The organism is Shewanella sp. MEBiC00475, assembly GCF_005234075.1.
Lineage (GTDB): Bacteria > Pseudomonadota > Gammaproteobacteria > Enterobacterales > Shewanellaceae > Shewanella > Shewanella polaris.
The window spans coordinates 2,669,988-2,685,359 of record NZ_CP039928.1 but is presented as its reverse complement, the minus strand read 5'-3'; the positions used below and the strand labels follow the sequence as shown (position 1 = coordinate 2,685,359).

General features: G+C 39.5%; 14 protein-coding genes and 1 tRNA gene. 7 read left to right on the top strand and 8 right to left on the bottom strand.

Annotated elements, in window-relative coordinates; all coding sequences use genetic code 11:
• Positions 1-94: 94 nt before the first annotated feature.
• On the bottom strand, positions 95-1,291 hold the full coding sequence (locus tag FCN25_RS11860) for a hybrid-cluster NAD(P)-dependent oxidoreductase (protein WP_137225011.1): 1,197 nt from the start codon (positions 1,289-1,291) through the stop codon (positions 95-97).
• A 113-nt stretch (positions 1,292-1,404) separates the two neighbouring features.
• On the bottom strand, positions 1,405-3,063 hold the full coding sequence (hcp, locus tag FCN25_RS11855) for a hydroxylamine reductase (protein ID WP_137225009.1): 1,659 nt from the start codon (positions 3,061-3,063) through the stop codon (positions 1,405-1,407).
• Positions 3,064-3,364: 301 nt separating this feature from the next.
• Between hcp and FCN25_RS11850 the strand changes: the two genes are divergently transcribed.
• Positions 3,365-4,051 (top strand): DUF3157 family protein, encoded by a 687-nt coding sequence (locus tag FCN25_RS11850; RefSeq protein WP_137225006.1) that lies wholly within the window; start codon positions 3,365-3,367, stop codon positions 4,049-4,051.
• A 102-nt stretch (positions 4,052-4,153) separates the two neighbouring features.
• On the opposite strand, the gene FCN25_RS11845 is transcribed toward FCN25_RS11850, so the two are convergent.
• Positions 4,154-4,414, bottom strand: coding sequence for a DUF5062 family protein (locus FCN25_RS11845; protein WP_137225004.1), 261 nt, complete (start codon positions 4,412-4,414; stop codon positions 4,154-4,156).
• A 293-nt stretch (positions 4,415-4,707) separates the two neighbouring features.
• On the opposite strand from FCN25_RS11845, the gene FCN25_RS11840 reads away from it, so the two are divergent.
• The 3 genes from FCN25_RS11840 to FCN25_RS11830 all read left to right on the top strand — a co-directional run bounded on the left by FCN25_RS11840 (position 4,708) and on the right by FCN25_RS11830 (position 8,792).
• A complete protein-coding gene (locus tag FCN25_RS11840; RefSeq protein WP_137225002.1) occupies positions 4,708-6,864 on the top strand; it encodes a M3 family metallopeptidase in 2,157 nt (718 codons plus the stop codon).
• 212 nt (positions 6,865-7,076) lie between these two features.
• Positions 7,077-7,166 (top strand) — tRNA-Ser (locus FCN25_RS11835).
• Positions 7,167-7,517: 351 nt separating this feature from the next.
• Positions 7,518-8,792 (top strand): AAA family ATPase, encoded by a 1,275-nt coding sequence (locus FCN25_RS11830; protein WP_175405862.1) that lies wholly within the window; start codon positions 7,518-7,520, stop codon positions 8,790-8,792.
• 392 nt (positions 8,793-9,184) lie between these two features.
• On the opposite strand, the gene FCN25_RS11825 is transcribed toward FCN25_RS11830, so the two are convergent.
• Entirely contained in the window at positions 9,185-10,282 is a 1,098-nt protein-coding gene (locus FCN25_RS11825) for a glycoside hydrolase family 5 protein (RefSeq protein ID WP_175405861.1), read from the bottom strand.
• Positions 10,283-10,684: 402 nt separating this feature from the next.
• Between FCN25_RS11825 and FCN25_RS11820 the strand changes: the two genes are divergently transcribed.
• The 3 genes from FCN25_RS11820 to FCN25_RS11810 all read left to right on the top strand — a co-directional run bounded on the left by FCN25_RS11820 (position 10,685) and on the right by FCN25_RS11810 (position 12,018).
• The gene (locus tag FCN25_RS11820) at positions 10,685-11,143 is read left to right on the top strand and encodes a nuclear transport factor 2 family protein (protein WP_137224996.1); all 459 of its coding nucleotides are present in this window, start codon (positions 10,685-10,687) and stop codon (positions 11,141-11,143) included.
• Between the two features lie 13 nt (positions 11,144-11,156).
• On the top strand, positions 11,157-11,615 hold the full coding sequence (locus tag FCN25_RS11815; RefSeq protein ID WP_137224994.1) for a DUF1499 domain-containing protein: 459 nt from the start codon (positions 11,157-11,159) through the stop codon (positions 11,613-11,615).
• Between the two features lie 211 nt (positions 11,616-11,826).
• Complete coding sequence (locus tag FCN25_RS11810) at positions 11,827-12,018, top strand: DUF3185 family protein (protein WP_137224992.1); 192 nt, start codon at positions 11,827-11,829, stop codon at positions 12,016-12,018.
• Positions 12,019-12,246: 228 nt separating this feature from the next.
• Here FCN25_RS11810 and FCN25_RS11805 read toward each other — a convergent pair whose 3' ends face one another.
• The 4 genes from FCN25_RS11805 to FCN25_RS21355 all read right to left on the bottom strand — a co-directional run bounded on the left by FCN25_RS11805 (position 12,247) and on the right by FCN25_RS21355 (position 15,348).
• A complete protein-coding gene (locus FCN25_RS11805) occupies positions 12,247-12,843 on the bottom strand; it encodes a 2-hydroxychromene-2-carboxylate isomerase (RefSeq protein ID WP_137224990.1) in 597 nt (198 codons plus the stop codon).
• 299 nt (positions 12,844-13,142) lie between these two features.
• Positions 13,143-14,387: an ectonucleotide pyrophosphatase/phosphodiesterase gene (locus FCN25_RS11800; RefSeq protein WP_137224988.1), complete on the bottom strand. Its 1,245-nt coding sequence runs from the start codon at positions 14,385-14,387 to the stop codon at positions 13,143-13,145.
• An 87-nt stretch (positions 14,388-14,474) separates the two neighbouring features.
• Positions 14,475-14,987, bottom strand: coding sequence for an alpha/beta fold hydrolase (locus FCN25_RS21360; RefSeq protein WP_368074069.1), 513 nt, complete (start codon positions 14,985-14,987; stop codon positions 14,475-14,477).
• The gene (locus FCN25_RS21355; protein WP_368074068.1) at positions 14,926-15,348 is read right to left on the bottom strand and encodes an alpha/beta fold hydrolase; all 423 of its coding nucleotides are present in this window, start codon (positions 15,346-15,348) and stop codon (positions 14,926-14,928) included. Before FCN25_RS21355 ends, FCN25_RS21360 begins: the two co-directional genes overlap by 62 nt.
• Positions 15,349-15,372 lie beyond the last annotated feature (24 nt).

Sequence of the window (15,372 nt, the reverse complement as noted above, 5' to 3'; positions counted from 1 at the left end):
AGTAAATTCATGCTTGCTACTGACAATAAAAAATCCCTTAGTAGCCTAACCACTAAGGGATTTTTATTGTTTAGCGTCCAAAATCTAACGTCTACTACATTTTTAACTGCACATTCGAGGTTATTTTAGTTGAACAAGCCAACACAAAACCTGTTGCTATTTCGTCAGGTGTTAACGCCATTTGGCTGGTTGATTTGACTGTTCCCGACACAACCTGACATTTGCACGCGCCACAAACGCCAGAGCGACAAGCAGCGATAATCGGTAACTTTGCAGACTCGATGCCATCCAATAACGTTTGATCGCCCGTTAACGGAATGTCTTTATCGCCAATGCTCAACATAAACTGCTCGGTTGATGGATTACTTTCCAGCGCAGCTTTCACACCCATGGCACTGCTTTCACCAAAGCTTTCTTGATTGAACTGACTCATATCAAATTCAGCGGCTGCTAACAGTAATTTTACGTCGGCCATATAAGATTCAGGGCCACACACAAATACCGTACGCTGCTGATAATCTGGTACCAATTTGATTAAGCTTTCTAAGTTTAAGCGACCAATGCCAAAGCCTGTAGCCTCATGTTTATCAGTGAGTACTTGGCTATTTTCATCTGACTTAAGCATATAATTAAGATTGAATTTTTGGCTTCGTGATGCCATTGATGCCATTGAATCTGCAAACATAATGTCATTGACACCTTTTGCGCTGTGTACAAAGGCAATATCACTATCGGTAGTGGTATCGCAAAGCCAGCGAGACATTGAATGCATAGGCGTAACGCCACAGCCTGCGCTTAAAAACAAATATTTGTCGGCAACAATGTCGACTAAATTAAAGATACCATCTGGGCCTGTGACGGTAACGTCATCGCCCACATTTAAGGTGTCGGCCAAATAATTAGACACCAAACCATCTGCGATTCTTTTCACTGTGACAACCAGCGAAAAAGGCCGAGAAGGTGAAGATGAAATAGTGTAACTTCGGTAAACCTTTTCACCATTGATATCTAGCTTAAAGGTAAGAAACTGCCCCGGTTTAAAATGAAACTTAACCGGTGTTAATCCTTGAAATCGAAAACTAACCACATTGTGGGTTTCATTCCATTTTTCAACACAGCGCAGTTGCACCTCTCCTCGTTGCCAGCTATCGGCAGCCAAAAGGGCTTCTGGGGTTGTCAAAGCTACTGGTTCAACCTTTGGCGGAGCCTCACTAACAGGGGCAGGTGATTTAGCGGCTTGGGCAGAAAGTGCTTGAGAAAAAGAAAAACCAACAGAGGGAGAGCTACTCATTTTGATACCTTTAACACAGTAAAAAAGAGAGGGGCGATATGAAGAAACTCATACCGTCTTTAATCGAAATAGTGCCTATAAGTTGGACTTAAAGGCACTATAGTTCAGACAAATTACGCTACTTTAATCATAGCTTTTAGGTCTGTTTCAACATCAGTAGTGCCGCGTAAACCAAACTGCTGCTCTAAAATGTTCATTAAGTTTTCAGACAAGAACCCTGGAGCTGTTGGCCCTGTACGAATGTTTTTAACCCCAAGAGATAATAAGGTTAACAAAACTACAATCGCCTTTTGCTCAAACCATGACAACACAATGCTCAAAGGTAAATCGTTAAGATCACATTCGAAAATGTCTTTTAACGCTAACGCTAACTGAATGGCAGAATAAGCATCATTACATTGACCCACATCTAATAAGCGAGGCACACCATTAATGTCGCCAAATTCTAATTTATTGAATTTGTACTTACCACAACCTAAAGTCAAAATAATTGAATCGTCAGGCACTGATTTAGCTAAGTCAGTAAAGTAATTACGCTCTAATTTGTCGCCATCACAACCACCAATTAAGAAAAAGTGCTTAATAGAACCATTCTTAACGTTTTCAACAACTGTAGGTGCTGCTGCCATTAATGCATTGCGAGCAAAACCGATAGTGATCATCTGTGGGATTTCATCGTAAATAAAGCCTTCAAGTTCAAGTGCTTTATTAATCACTTCGCTAAAGTCATCACCTTCAACGTGTGTCACACCAGGCCAACCCACAATACTACGGGTATAAATACGGTCTGAGTATTCGCCCACCGTAGGGTCGATAATACAGTTTGATGTCATCACTACTGCACCAGGGAAAGTGGCAAATTCTTTTTGCTGATTTTGCCAAGCGCCACCGTAGTTACCCACTAAATGTGAGTATTTTTTAAACGCTGGGTAAGCAAGAGCAGGTAACATTTCGCCATGAGTAAAGACGTTGATACCCTTACCTTCAGTTTGCTCAAGGATAAGCTCTAAGTCTTTCATGTCATGGCCAGACACTAAAATGGCCTTACCTTTAACTGACTTGGTGTTCACTTGAGTTGGCTCAGGATGGCCAAATGAGGTAGTTTCGCCCAAATCTAACATAGCCAAAATACGATAGTTTAATTGACCGATTTCCATTGAACAAGCAAACAGTTTGTCAGCATCAACAGAATCTTCACCTAAGAATGCCATGATTTTATGGAACTCAGCGGCCACATCAACGTCAGTTTGATCTAATATGCGCGCATGCTCCATATAAGCTGCTGCGCCTTTTAAACCGTATAAACATAATAAACGTAAGCCCAGAATGTCTTCATGTACGTCACCGCGATTAAGCAGTGCAACTGGCGCTTGAGCTAAGATTTCAGGTTTTGAAGTGGCGAGTAATAGTTCACCTTGTGCGCTAACCATTTCAGGCTCTACGCCTTTTTCTTTACACGCTGCGATATACGCCGCTTTTAATTGGTCACGATAGGTTTGTGCCTGATAGGCATAATCAATTAAGCGTTCATCATCAAAGTTTACGTTAGTCAGAGTAGCAAAAAAGGCCTTAGGGACAAATGCGTCGATATCGCTGTCTACAATGCCAAACTCACGGGCTTTAACTGCGTAAGCAGACACACCTTGCAGCATATAAATTAATAAGTCTTGAATATCAGACGTCGACGCTAACTTGCCACACATACCTTGCGAGTAACTACAGCCGTTACCTGCTGGTGTTCTAATGGTTTGCTCACATTGCACACAAAACATAACTCTACTCCTCAAATGCTATTCATGTATAAAGTTTACATGTTATGAATGAGTTTACTCTTTACTCTGTAAATCAAAACCCATTTTTGCTGCCAATGTTGTATTTTATGAGCCATATCACCTTCAGCATTCGCTAATATAACTGGTTATTAGCTACACTAATGTTAAAACTGAATGCCCCAAAAAAGCGACGTTATAACGTCCAGCATGAGTCGATAGGCTTGCCATCAAAATATTTTCCATTTAATTCATGAAAACACGTAGAATTAAGCGATTAAAGACTCTCAATCAGGATGAATAGATGAAAACCAAATTTAATGCGATTGCATCAGCCTTATTGTTATTATTTGCCCCTGCAGCAATGGCAGCTGATGTTGCAGTGATCACGTTGGAAAATGGCGCCAATGTTCGCTTAAAAGACGACTTCACCTGGGAATACATCATCACCGAAACGGTTACGCAACCTGTTGTAGTGACTCAAGTAGCGGCCTCGCCCGCTGTAATGGCAAAATCAGTATCATCTACGGCAACCGCTGTTGCACCTATTGCAGTAGCAAACACGCCAACAGTTAGCGCTAAAACACCAGTTGAACCTTCAATTTCCCCAGCTATCGCCACAACACGCTTAACCGCTGCAGCAATGGCACAACCCAGCTTACTTGGCAGCACAGCTAAAGACGGCATAAAAGTGACTCTAGCTAACACGCAATGGAAAGGCGACAAACTCGGACTTGTGTTTGATTTTGACAGCACGAGTGACGATCACGTTACCGTCGTCAATGTTGAAGCCAGTTTTTTTGACGATCAAGGCGGTTTAATCAAAACCGAAACCATAGAAGCGTGGGAAGCTATTTTCCGTATGCCAGAAACCTATTTACGCAAAGGTCAGCACCGTCAAACAACACCATTTTGGGTAGAAGGTATTAATAAGCAACAATGGCAAAAGCAGTTAATCAGCTTAAAAATTATTGAAATAGAGTCGCGCTAATAAAATCAATATTAGCGACTGTACAGACAGACGCTAAAGACAAAAAAGCCCAAGTGAAATGCTATTTCATTTGGGCTTAATTCATTATTCACGTCAGTAACGTTAGTTCAGTAACTCATGCTCTTTAGGCAATTGTTTACTGATCCATAAAATCAATTTATGTTTACGATTGGGACCATCATCTTTATCTTCGGCTAACGGTTGGATTAAATTGTCTTGCACTAATAACCGATAAATACATTCCACTTTATCTTTTGGCGAAATGCCTTTACCAAAATCATCAAAACCACGCTTTTGTGCATATCCCACACCAATCTCCATCGCGAGCTTGAGCAGTTTTGTATCGTGTTTACCCGCTTTCATCTATCACCCTCATCGTACGTATCTATGACTATTAAGCTACGCGAATATCCACAAATTGCCACTACAATTGCAGCCAAAAGGTTCTAAAATCTAACAAACATCACTATTGGCAATTTTAGTTACAATAATTAATCTAAGTTAATAGCATTAACCTATGCGATAAGCCATAGGCTTGGTATTGTATTAGCGTTATGACATTACATTTTTATTGTCACTATTCTACTTTACGTAACAACAACATTTTGAATAGGCATAAAAACACCCCAAAAGGGCCCAGACCCAAGGATATTTCAATGCGCAAAACTCTTATTACCACTGCCGTCAGTGCGGCCTTGATGCTCAGTGCATGTTCAGAGCAATCAGCAGATACCGCAATGACCAGTAAAACAACTGAAGATGCTTCAAAAACAATGACTAAAGCAGCTGACACTGTCGACAATGTATTATTAACTGCCAGTCCATTACCTTTTATGGCGCCACAGTTTGATAAGCTTAACACCAGCGATTATTTACCGGCCTTTGAACAAGGCATGCAAGAACAAAAAGCACAAATCGCTACGATTACTAACAACAGTGAACCCGCTACATTTGAAAATACCATTGTCGCGTTAGAAAAAACCGGTGCTATCTTAGACCGTACTCAACGTGCATTTTTCAATCTTTCAGGGCTTATTTCAGACGACAACTACACTAGTATTGAAGAACAAATCGTCCCAAAATTAACCGCACATCAAGACAATATCTACCTGAATCAGAAACTATTTTCCCGCATTCAAGCTATTTATAAAAATAAAGCCGCATTAACTGGCGAAGATTTACGTTTAGTTGAAGTGTATTACGACCGTTTCGTGCGCGCGGGTGCAGAGCTATCTGCTGCAGACAAAACAAAAATGCGTGAACTAAATGGTGAATTAGCCAAGCTGGAAACCAGTTTTTCACAGAACGTATTAAAATCATTTAAAGATGACGTGATTGTTATTGAAGATAAAGCCCTACTTGACGGCTTATCTGACAGCGACATCGCATCATTGGCAGCAGCGGCAAAAGATGCTGGTAAAACGGGTTACATGATCACATTAGTGAACACCACCACCCAACCATTGCTGTCTAGCCTTAAAAATCGTGATGTTCGTAAGCAACTATGGGAAACCTCTGCTTATCGCGCCATGGACACTAACGCGCCTTTAAACATCAAAATTGCCCAACTACGTGCAGCTAAAGCCAACCTATTAGGTTACCCAACATGGGCGGCTTATGGCCTAGGCGATCAAATGGCTAAAACCCCAGAAGCAGTTTACGGCATACTTGATGATCTAGCGCCAAAAGCCTTGGTTAAAGCCAGAATTGAAGCCGCTGACATTCAAGCTGAAATCGTTAAAGACGGTAAAGACTTCAAACTTGAACCATGGGACTGGGCTTACTACGCAGAGAAAGTACGTAAAGCCAAATATGACTTAGATGACAGCCAAGTTAAGCCATACTTCGAAATGAATACCGTACTTAACGACGGCTTATTCTTCGCCATGAACAAGCTTTACGGCATCACAATTAAACCTCGTAAAGACTTACCTGTATGGCACAAAGACGTATCGGCATATGAAGTCTTTAACAAAGATGGCAGTGCCATTGGTTTATTCTATCTAGACCCATATGCTCGCCAAGGTAAGCGTGGTGGTGCATGGATGGACGAACTGGTTACCCAGTCATTCTTGAAAAACACCAAGCCAGTAGTGTATAACGCGCTAAATATTCCTAAGCCAGCCGAAGGTCAACCAACGTTAATGACATTCGACGAAGTGAGCACCATGTTCCATGAATTTGGTCATGCTATCCACGGACTATTTTCGCAAGTTAACTACCCTAGTCTAGCGGGCACAGCTACCGCACGTGACTTTGTTGAGTTTCCATCACAAGCAAACGAAGACTGGAGTATCGACCCACAAGTGCTAGCTAACTACGCTAAACACTACAAAACAGGCGAACCTATTCCAGCAGAACTACTTGCAAAAGTATTAAAGTCGCACACCTTTAACCAAGGTTTCGGCACCGTTGAATACTTAGCGGCTGCATTACTGGATATGGAATGGCACTCAATAGCTGCGGGTACTGAAATTACCGATGTTGCCGCCTTTGAAAAGCAAGCCTTAGCAAAACACGGTTTAGATTACACTCCAGTACCTCCTCGCTACAAAACCACTTACTTTAGCCATAGCTTTGGTGGCGGTTACTCAGCGGGTTACTACGCGTACTTATGGACTGAAGTGTTTGCTGCTGACGCATTCTCTTTCATGATGTCACACGGTGGATTAACATTAGAGAATGGCCAAAAATACCGCGACACTATTTTGTCAAAAGGTAACAGCCAAGACCTAATGCAAGACTACATCGACTTTGCCGGTAAAAAACCATCGACTGATGCCTTATTAAAGCGTCGTGGTTTGGTTAACTAGTCGTTATTCTTGTCATGGCCTCTCTCGTTAGACTACTAGTCAATGAAAGAGGCCATTGGCAATCTAAAACGACATTCAAATAAATGAATAGTGTGATAAGTATAAATATTATGCGATCGTGAGCTGTTTTAGGTGATTTTGTGCATTTGTTGCGCCATTGAACACATCAAGGCTTTACATTTTCGTCAATACCCTTATTATTCACCCCGTTCGGAGGGATGGCAGAGTGGCCGAATGCACCGGTCTTGAAAACCGGCAACGGTTTATCCCGTTCTAGGGTTCAAATCCCTATCCCTCCGCCACATTCAAATAAAAAGGCTCATCAGAAATGATGAGCCTTTTTATTTGGCGAAAGATAGGACTTTGAACCCAAGGGTTCCTTTTTATTACAAGCAAGCTATCCCTCCGCAAGAACCAAGAACAACACGAAAAAGTATCATCAGGCATTGCAGATTAATTATGGATGTCATAATTAATTTAATTAATTTTCCCCTATCGCCAAAGCAATGAAAACGAGCTATGTTACTTGTTCAAATAATGGGTAGCTCAGTTTTACATGAACTAAGTATCGGCCTAGTTCTATAAGCGGCTTATGCTATAAACAGTGCAACGCATAAAGACTATTTTTTGAGTACTTATTGTTGGAAATGTTAATGAGAAGATTAAAAGCAGAAAGTATATTTACTCCTAAAGGCAATTCTGTAAACGAAAAAATGTATGTTCCTCGAAGCGAGTTAGAAACTGCTTTCATAAAAGCCCTACGTAAACCTAAACACATAATTGTTCATGGCGAAAGTGGCTGTGGTAAGACATGGCTTTATAAAAAAATTCTAGCAGAAAGAAAAATAAAATATGAAGTACTAAATGCCGCAACCGTTAATACTGCAGGATCAATTTCTAATGCAATTAGGGCTTTAACTGCTCGTTTAACTCCTTTCGAAACCAAAAGTTATGAAGAGCGTAAAGGGGCTACGGCAAGTGTTGGTGTTGCAAAAGGTGATTTGCAGCATACAAGAAAATATGACGCTTTACCTTTAGAACCATATCTTGAGTTGATCCGCATTTTATATAGGAATGCGGGGGCAAACGACTCATTTTTAGTTATCGAAAACTTAGAGCATATTGTTAAAGATGAAAAATTAGTCCGAGAGTTGTCATCAATTTTAATGTATTTGGATGATAGCGAATATGCAAAGTATAAAATACGAATTATTCTCGTAGGCACTACAAGTAACTTAAGGGATTATTTTTCTAAGATAGACTCTAGTCAAACAATTATAAACAGGACTCAAGAAATTCCTGAAGTGTCCGTACTGTTATCTGCAGATGCTAAAGCATTAGTTAAAAGAGGTTTTTTTGATTTACTAAAGGCTAAATGTTTAGTTGATCCTGCCAAAGGTTTTGATGAAGGATATTTACTTAATGCTATATCTTGGTTCTCAGCAAATGTTCCCCAGTATATTCATGAACTTTGCCTAGAATTAGCTCTTGAGATTGAAGCAAACAATTACATTATTACAAATGAATTATACACCCAATGTCTGCGTAATTGGGTCCAAGAGGCACTGGTTAGTGAAAATACCCGAATGGAAGCACATCTTAATTCTAAAGCCACAAAACACGCTAGAAGAAATCAAGTTATATTCACCATAGGTCTGATATCAAGCAATGAGTTTTCAGCTCAAGAAGTCGAAGATTCGCTAAGAAATCGGTTTCCTGATAGTACCTATGGAAAAACTCTAAATATACCCGCAATTTTAAATGAACTTGCAAGTGGCAATAGCCCGTTAATTAGAAAAACACCAAAAGGTACAAGGTTTCGTTTCCTAGATCCTAAAATCAAAATTATGGCTAGATGGATTCTTGTAAAGGATGAAGGAAAAGATACAATTACGGTGAAGAAATTTGATGAAAGTATAAAATTCTGACAAAAGACCATGGCGTTCATTTACAATTTAATCTATAAATACTTAAATGCCATATATAGACTAAGAATGTACACTTTTTGAGATGTGATTTTTCGATTAGCAATTGATTATAATGAATTTTAGTTTTATTTTGAGGTTGAGGTTGATTTATTGAGTTCTTTTTTATAAAACATCTCTATCCCTCCTCAAGATTCAAGACAAAATGCCAAATCGACAAAGATAAGGCCTTTTTATTTGAGCGAAAGATAGGACTTTGAACCCAAGGGTTCCTTTTTATTACAAGCAAGCTATCCCTTCTGCACATCAAAAGCAAAAGACTAAACATATAACGGATCGTCTTTGTTTCTGACGTTCGGTCATTGAGTTAAGACGCTCTCAGTGAATCAATATTATTATTGTACTGGAACTAATGCCTCTATCAAATGTGGTCGCCATTGCTGAGCTTTTTTGTCGTATACACCAAAGCTCGATGAGTATTCCCAATACGCCCAACTGATATTCCGTTTTTCTGCTTCACGTGCAATAAAAGCCGTCCATGCTTTTTGCTGCAGGGGATCGGCATAGCGCGAATAGACACCAAATTCACCTAAATAGATTTCAAAATTACGATTAGCTTTTGAATTCCAACGAGTCATATTATCTAATAACGTGATTAACGGTGCTGTTTCGCTCTCAGTGCCTAGCCATTTAGTCCCGATCCACTTGTTTGAACCATTAACCCATTTAGCTCCTTGGTGAGTAAAATGAAAGGGTTTGTAATTGTGCACTGTAATAATTGTATTATATTTATTTGCATAGTGTGGCAATGACAGTTTAAGTAAGGTATCAGGTACATTCCAATAAGCAGTACCTACCATAACAATACGTTGAGCATTATTTGTATGTGGGATATCTGTATCGCCCCAAATGACCGCCAATAATCGTTCGATAATGTCGTTCCAATCATTGTAGTGAATACTGTCTTGCGGCTCGTTTAGTAGTTCAAAAATTAGATCCGTTCGGGAATACTTAGAAAGCGGAAATTGCTCATTAATTTGTTTCCAGATACCTTCTAAACGTAAAATGTGTGTCATTTTTTCGTTTTCAGTAGCTCGCATCAACTCCGTGTAGTGATGCACATTGATAATGGCTTTAAGACCTGAGTTGTTGGCCCAACCTACAACCTCTCTAACACGATTCATAAATGCAGAATCAATAGTATAGGGAAAGGTTTTATCTGAATGAGCAGTCCAGCGAATAGGAATACGTACATTTTTAAAACCTGCTTTGGCAATTATTTTAAAATCATCTTCAATCAAGACCTTACCACCAGTCCAATCACCTTCAAAAGGAGCCTCTAAGTAATTGCCTACGTTAATTCCTCTACCTAATTGTGTCTGTTTTAGGCCACCACTTATATTCCAAGAATATAAGTCACTATAATAACTGTTTGGTAATACCACGGGGTCTTGTGTTGAACTCGTATTAGAGTTTCCGCAACCTAATAACATATAAATCATTGTGAAAAATATTATTAGATGTATATGCCTACCAATAAGTAAGCATGCTGAAGTACATATTTGATAAGCGAAGTGAAGAGCTCGCTGAAAATATCCTAACCTAACCCACTTATGTTGATATAACAGGTTTTCTCTCGTCATATCATCAACTTTGCATGATAAAGTTCTGTACTGCGAAGATGAGAGGTAATGGAAAGTGACGGTATTTTCTAAATCCTCGATAATTCGTCTTGGTTTAAACATCATTTACCACCAAACCAATTAAAAGATAATTAAAGACTAGAGCAGTAATTCAAAACCTGCCACAATCTTTAGAGATCTTCTCCTAATTCTGAAATGGTGCGCTAATTTTGACCACCTAACCTTGTCACTGACACATTAGGAATTAAAACGATGAAAACAATCGGTTTGGTTTTATTGGCCTTGATCTCAATGTCATCACTGGCTGATGGCAAGGCTTTGACTGACACAATGAAAGCCCTTGATACTGCAGTGTTTGACTCATTTAATCATTGTCAAAAAACTGAAGAACTTGATAAGCACTCGAGCTTTTTTGCAACTGACGTTGAGTTTTATCATGATAATGGTGGTGTAACGTGGGACCGTGAGAGCATGATTGCCAATACCAAAAACAATGCCTGTGGTCAGTACACCCGAAAATTGGTTGAAGGCTCTTTTAACGTCCACTCGATTAAAGATTTTGGTGCGATTACCGAAGGGGTGCATATCTTTTGTCAAAATAAAACCAACCAATGCGAAGGTAAAGCTGACTTTGTCATGGTTTGGCGTAAAGTAGACGACAAATGGAAAATTACTCGCGTATTAAGTTACGGTCACAGCGAAAATAAATAAAAGGATCTGAATAATGTACAAGCAAATTTCAATATTAACACTTAGCATGATGCTATTAATGGGTTGCTCTGGCACTGTGCCTACATTGGGCGTCAATAATGACAAATTAACACCGTGTCCTGAATCACCAAACTGTGTTAATAGTCAACAAGCTGCAGATGAAGAGCATTTTATCGCACCGATCGATTTCACTGGAACACAGCAAAAAGCGCAAGTGCGCCTTTTACACATACTAAAAGCTGCAGAGCGAGCAAATATCGTTGTGGTCGAGGACAATTATATTCGCGTTGAGTTTACCTCTCAGATAATGCGCTTTGTTGATGATGTAGAGTTTTATTTTCCAGCAACAGCATCCGATAAAATAACCATACATGTTAGATCGGCTTCACGTATTGGACGCTCAGATTTTGGGGTTAATCGTGAACGAATAGAAAAAATTAGACACGAATTTAACGCATTTAAACCACTTTAAAGACTGATAATCACAATATTACGATAGCTTTTTTTAATGCCATTTTAGCTAAAATGGACTCGATAAAAGCTATCAATAATTTGGAAGTTAACAGTAATGCTAACGAGGCATTTCTTATCACGAGGTATTATTAATTTGATTAACCTCGTTAATTTTAGGTCCATCAATTATGGTCTTATCAACAGTTGTCTCACCAACGTTTGGAGTAAAAATGAACAGTAAAATTATTGGGATTGTACTTGTTATTGCGGGTATTTTTTTAGCGTTGTGGGGCTACAATATTTATGATGCAGCCAGTTCTCAAGTAACCAGGGCATTAAATGGTGATACCCCTATCGAAGCGTGGGCTGGAATGGCCGGCGGAATTATTTGCGTATTAATTGGTATTACAAGGTTAAAGTAAATATCTTGTCATTAAATACTGAGCAAAGCATTCAAGGATAATCATTTCCCTTTATGCCAAAACTCAGATTTAGTGCAACATAACCTACGTGTGCTGTCCGCTCATTAATAGCCTAGTCCGACAAATCAAACCCAATAATCGCGCTTATTATCACTATTATCTAAAGAACGCTGTAAAAATGCCATTAATGGTCGCGATTACTTTGCGTTAACTCATCACTTAATAACCTTACTCACTCAACTTATCATTGAGCAAGTCCAATCTATCTTGCCCCCAGAATGGTTCATTTTGGTACACGTAAGTTGGGACGCCCAACAAGCCTTTTTCGATGGCTTCTATTGTATTTACTTCATATATTTCATCAATTTCGCTTGATAAAGCTTGCTGTACAATACTGTCGGTGTCGACATTAAGCGAGGTTAATATTTGTCGAATAACCGTTTCATCAGCAATGTTTTGATCTTGTACCCAACATGCGGCCAGTACATGCCCAAGAAACTCACTGACATCTTGCCCTGCTTGCTGTAATGCAATAGCGCATCGGTCGGCCAAACTTGGATCTGCCGGGAAAAAAGCGGGCTGCAGATTAAGGGGTAAATGACGTTTTTTAGACCAGCGAGAGAGTTCAATTAAACGATAGTCTTGTCGAGCTTGTAGGCGTTGCTTGACGGGTAACACCCCTAATTCGGCAAACAGTTTGGCTAATTTTATCGGCTTATAGTGGATGGTAGTATTGTGCTTGTTAGCCAACGAGGTAAAAGTGCTGTGGCCTAAATAAACATAAGGAGAAAGGCTGGTAAAATAATAATCTATTGCTGTAGTCATGGTTCACATTACCTTTATATTAATAGGACTATTCAGTTAACCCTATTATTTCATTTAAATTTATCGTTAAAACTGGACGTTGCATTGAGAGAAAAATAGTTCGTTATAACACCAGGTACTGGCGGTATTGAAGGTGTTAATCACCTCGAAAAAATCAAATTTACAACCATAAATACATAGGCATACTGGCCAACAAAAAATGACAATCCATTCACTTTATATTACACAACTTTTACAATCTATTGACCATTTGTGAGTAAATATTGCGGCGAGTATTAAACCACAATCATCATCTACCATCATTGAGCTAATAAAGGTGCTAACACAGTTAACTGACCATCAATAGGTTCGGTTATCGTTAATCCTAAAATATGGGCGATGAGTGGGTACAAATGAATATTGTCGGCATGGTCGATATGTTGCTGATTAAACGCAGGCCCTTGAGCATATAGCACTGTGTTCATGTCGGTTATTACACTGGCATCATAACCGTGCTTACCTGTCACTCCGGCCCCTGCATCAGTGCTAGTAATATAATGTTGATTACTGATTAACACGGCATCCTCAATCGATTGATTGTCACTAAAATGTAAGTAAGCAGGAATATCTTTCTGACGATAAAATTGCAAACCAGGGACTTTTTTAGTGAGCACTTCTAAAACAGCTAAATCTTGTTGTTTATTATCACCAAGGGCACTCACTAATGAAAATGCCGCATCATTATTAAAACTAAATTTGGCTTTTAAAGCTTCATTACCAGCAAATAGTTTATCGGTATATAAGCGTGGAAACCCCGAAACATTAGCCATGCCATGATCGGAAGTAATTATCACATTGACCTTAAACGGTAGCGCTTGTATTCCAGCCAATAATTGTCCAATAGCTTGATCAATGTCTTGCACTGCTTGATAGGTATTGTTCGATGTTGGGCCAAAATGATGCCCTGCTGTATCCACATCGGAAAAATACAAAGTCACAAACTGTGGGCGCTCAGCTTCGGGTAAATTAAACCACTGTAAAACCTGATCTACTCTTTCATTATTCGGTGCATCGTTATTATAAGCCAGCCAATAATCAGGTCGTTGGCCTGCAATTTTCGCTTCCGATCCAGGCCAAAAATAAGTCGCACTTTTTAATCCTTGCTGACCCGCTAATGACCACAATGGCACCCCATTGTAAAAACGACCGTCGGTCACTGCTTGTTTAATCTTCATACTATAGGGCTGTTGTAGAGCATGGTTATAAAAATGGTTCGAAACTATGCCATGATGAGCGGGATACAATCCAGTAACAAGCGTAATGTGATTTGGAAAAGTTACGGTGGGAAACGACGGTATAAAATGAAGAACCTTGGCAGCATGCTTAGCAAATTCAGTTAGATGCTTAGGATTATGTAGGCGGTTATAATCAAAACGGTAACCATCTATAGAAACCAATAATACATAAGGTTTTTCTGCTACTGTAGGGATTGAACCCGCAGATAAACAACTAATGCTAGAAAATAATCCGCTGGCAAAAACACAGATGATGGCAAAGGCGCGCATGATGTTTGTCTCAATAGTAAAATTAATTAGGAAATAATAATATCAATTAAGTATGACAACTTTATTGATCTCTACTGTCACGTTAGCTTACTCAATACTCTGTCTAAACTGCAAATAAGCCGTGCTAATGGCGTCTGCATCTTCAATTTGTGGATAGTGGCCCAACGTTGCCATTTCACAGATATTAGCATTAGGTATCAATTGACGATAACGGTTAATCATATGCTGCCCTGAGACAGGATCCTGCACGCCTGCGATCAGCTTTATGGGGATAGTACTGTTAATCATTGCTCCCACCCAACGCTCACGATGTTGTTGTCGTTGAGTCATATAACTAATCAGTTTATGCATTATTGCCAATCCGTTATTGTGGTTTAGCAACTGCCACAACGTATCGATAACTTCAGGATTTGGTGGTGTCGACGGCCCAAATATACGCTGTAAACTAGTGGAGAATCTCTGTTTGTTAATCAATTTAGACACCAAAAAGCCTAACGGTGACAACAACAGTTTTTGGATTAATAGCGGCTTATGGGTTTCAGGAAATAAGCCACCATTTAAAAAAACACACGCTTGCGATGTGCATATGACTATTGTCATCAACTTGTCTTGCTAGCAACTCTTGTGCGACCGTATCACCGTAATCATGGGCTAAAATATGATATTCGCTGACACCAAGCTTATGTAAAAATGCCTGAAAAATATCGGCTTGCTGACTTATCAAGTAAAGCGCATCTTTAGGCTTATCTGATAAACCAAAGCCCAACATATCAAGGGTGATAACGTTATAGTGCTGAGTGAGCGTATGCCACATACCTTCCCAATCCCAACTAGCACTAGGATAACCATGAATTAGCAATAACACTGGCGCTTGTTTACTTCCCGCCTGACGAGTAAATATTTGTTGACCGTTAATCTGCTCGAATAGTCCCTGTTGCTGCCATTCACTCAATGTTATCATTGTGACGTTATTCCTTTAATCCGC

Coding starts and splice junctions, on each gene's coding strand:
- FCN25_RS11860 (WP_137225011.1), bottom strand. CDS start 1,291: ATGAGTAGCTCTCCCTCTGTTGGTTTTTCTTTTTCTCAAGCACTTTCT.
- hcp (WP_137225009.1), bottom strand. CDS start 3,063: ATGTTTTGTGTGCAATGTGAGCAAACCATTAGAACACCAGCAGGTAAC.
- FCN25_RS11850 (WP_137225006.1), top strand. CDS start 3,365: ATGAAAACCAAATTTAATGCGATTGCATCAGCCTTATTGTTATTATTT.
- FCN25_RS11845 (WP_137225004.1), bottom strand. CDS start 4,414: ATGAAAGCGGGTAAACACGATACAAAACTGCTCAAGCTCGCGATGGAG.
- FCN25_RS11840 (WP_137225002.1), top strand. CDS start 4,708: ATGCGCAAAACTCTTATTACCACTGCCGTCAGTGCGGCCTTGATGCTC.
- FCN25_RS11830 (WP_175405862.1), top strand. CDS start 7,518: ATGAGAAGATTAAAAGCAGAAAGTATATTTACTCCTAAAGGCAATTCT.
- FCN25_RS11825 (WP_175405861.1), bottom strand. CDS start 10,282: ATGTTATTAGGTTGCGGAAACTCTAATACGAGTTCAACACAAGACCCC.
- FCN25_RS11820 (WP_137224996.1), top strand. CDS start 10,685: ATGAAAACAATCGGTTTGGTTTTATTGGCCTTGATCTCAATGTCATCA.
- FCN25_RS11815 (WP_137224994.1), top strand. CDS start 11,157: ATGTACAAGCAAATTTCAATATTAACACTTAGCATGATGCTATTAATG.
- FCN25_RS11810 (WP_137224992.1), top strand. CDS start 11,827: ATGAACAGTAAAATTATTGGGATTGTACTTGTTATTGCGGGTATTTTT.
- FCN25_RS11805 (WP_137224990.1), bottom strand. CDS start 12,843: ATGACTACAGCAATAGATTATTATTTTACCAGCCTTTCTCCTTATGTT.
- FCN25_RS11800 (WP_137224988.1), bottom strand. CDS start 14,387: ATGCGCGCCTTTGCCATCATCTGTGTTTTTGCCAGCGGATTATTTTCT.
- FCN25_RS21360 (WP_368074069.1), bottom strand. CDS start 14,987: ATGACAATAGTCATATGCACATCGCAAGCGTGTGTTTTTTTAAATGGT.
- FCN25_RS21355 (WP_368074068.1), bottom strand. CDS start 15,348: ATGATAACATTGAGTGAATGGCAGCAACAGGGACTATTCGAGCAGATT.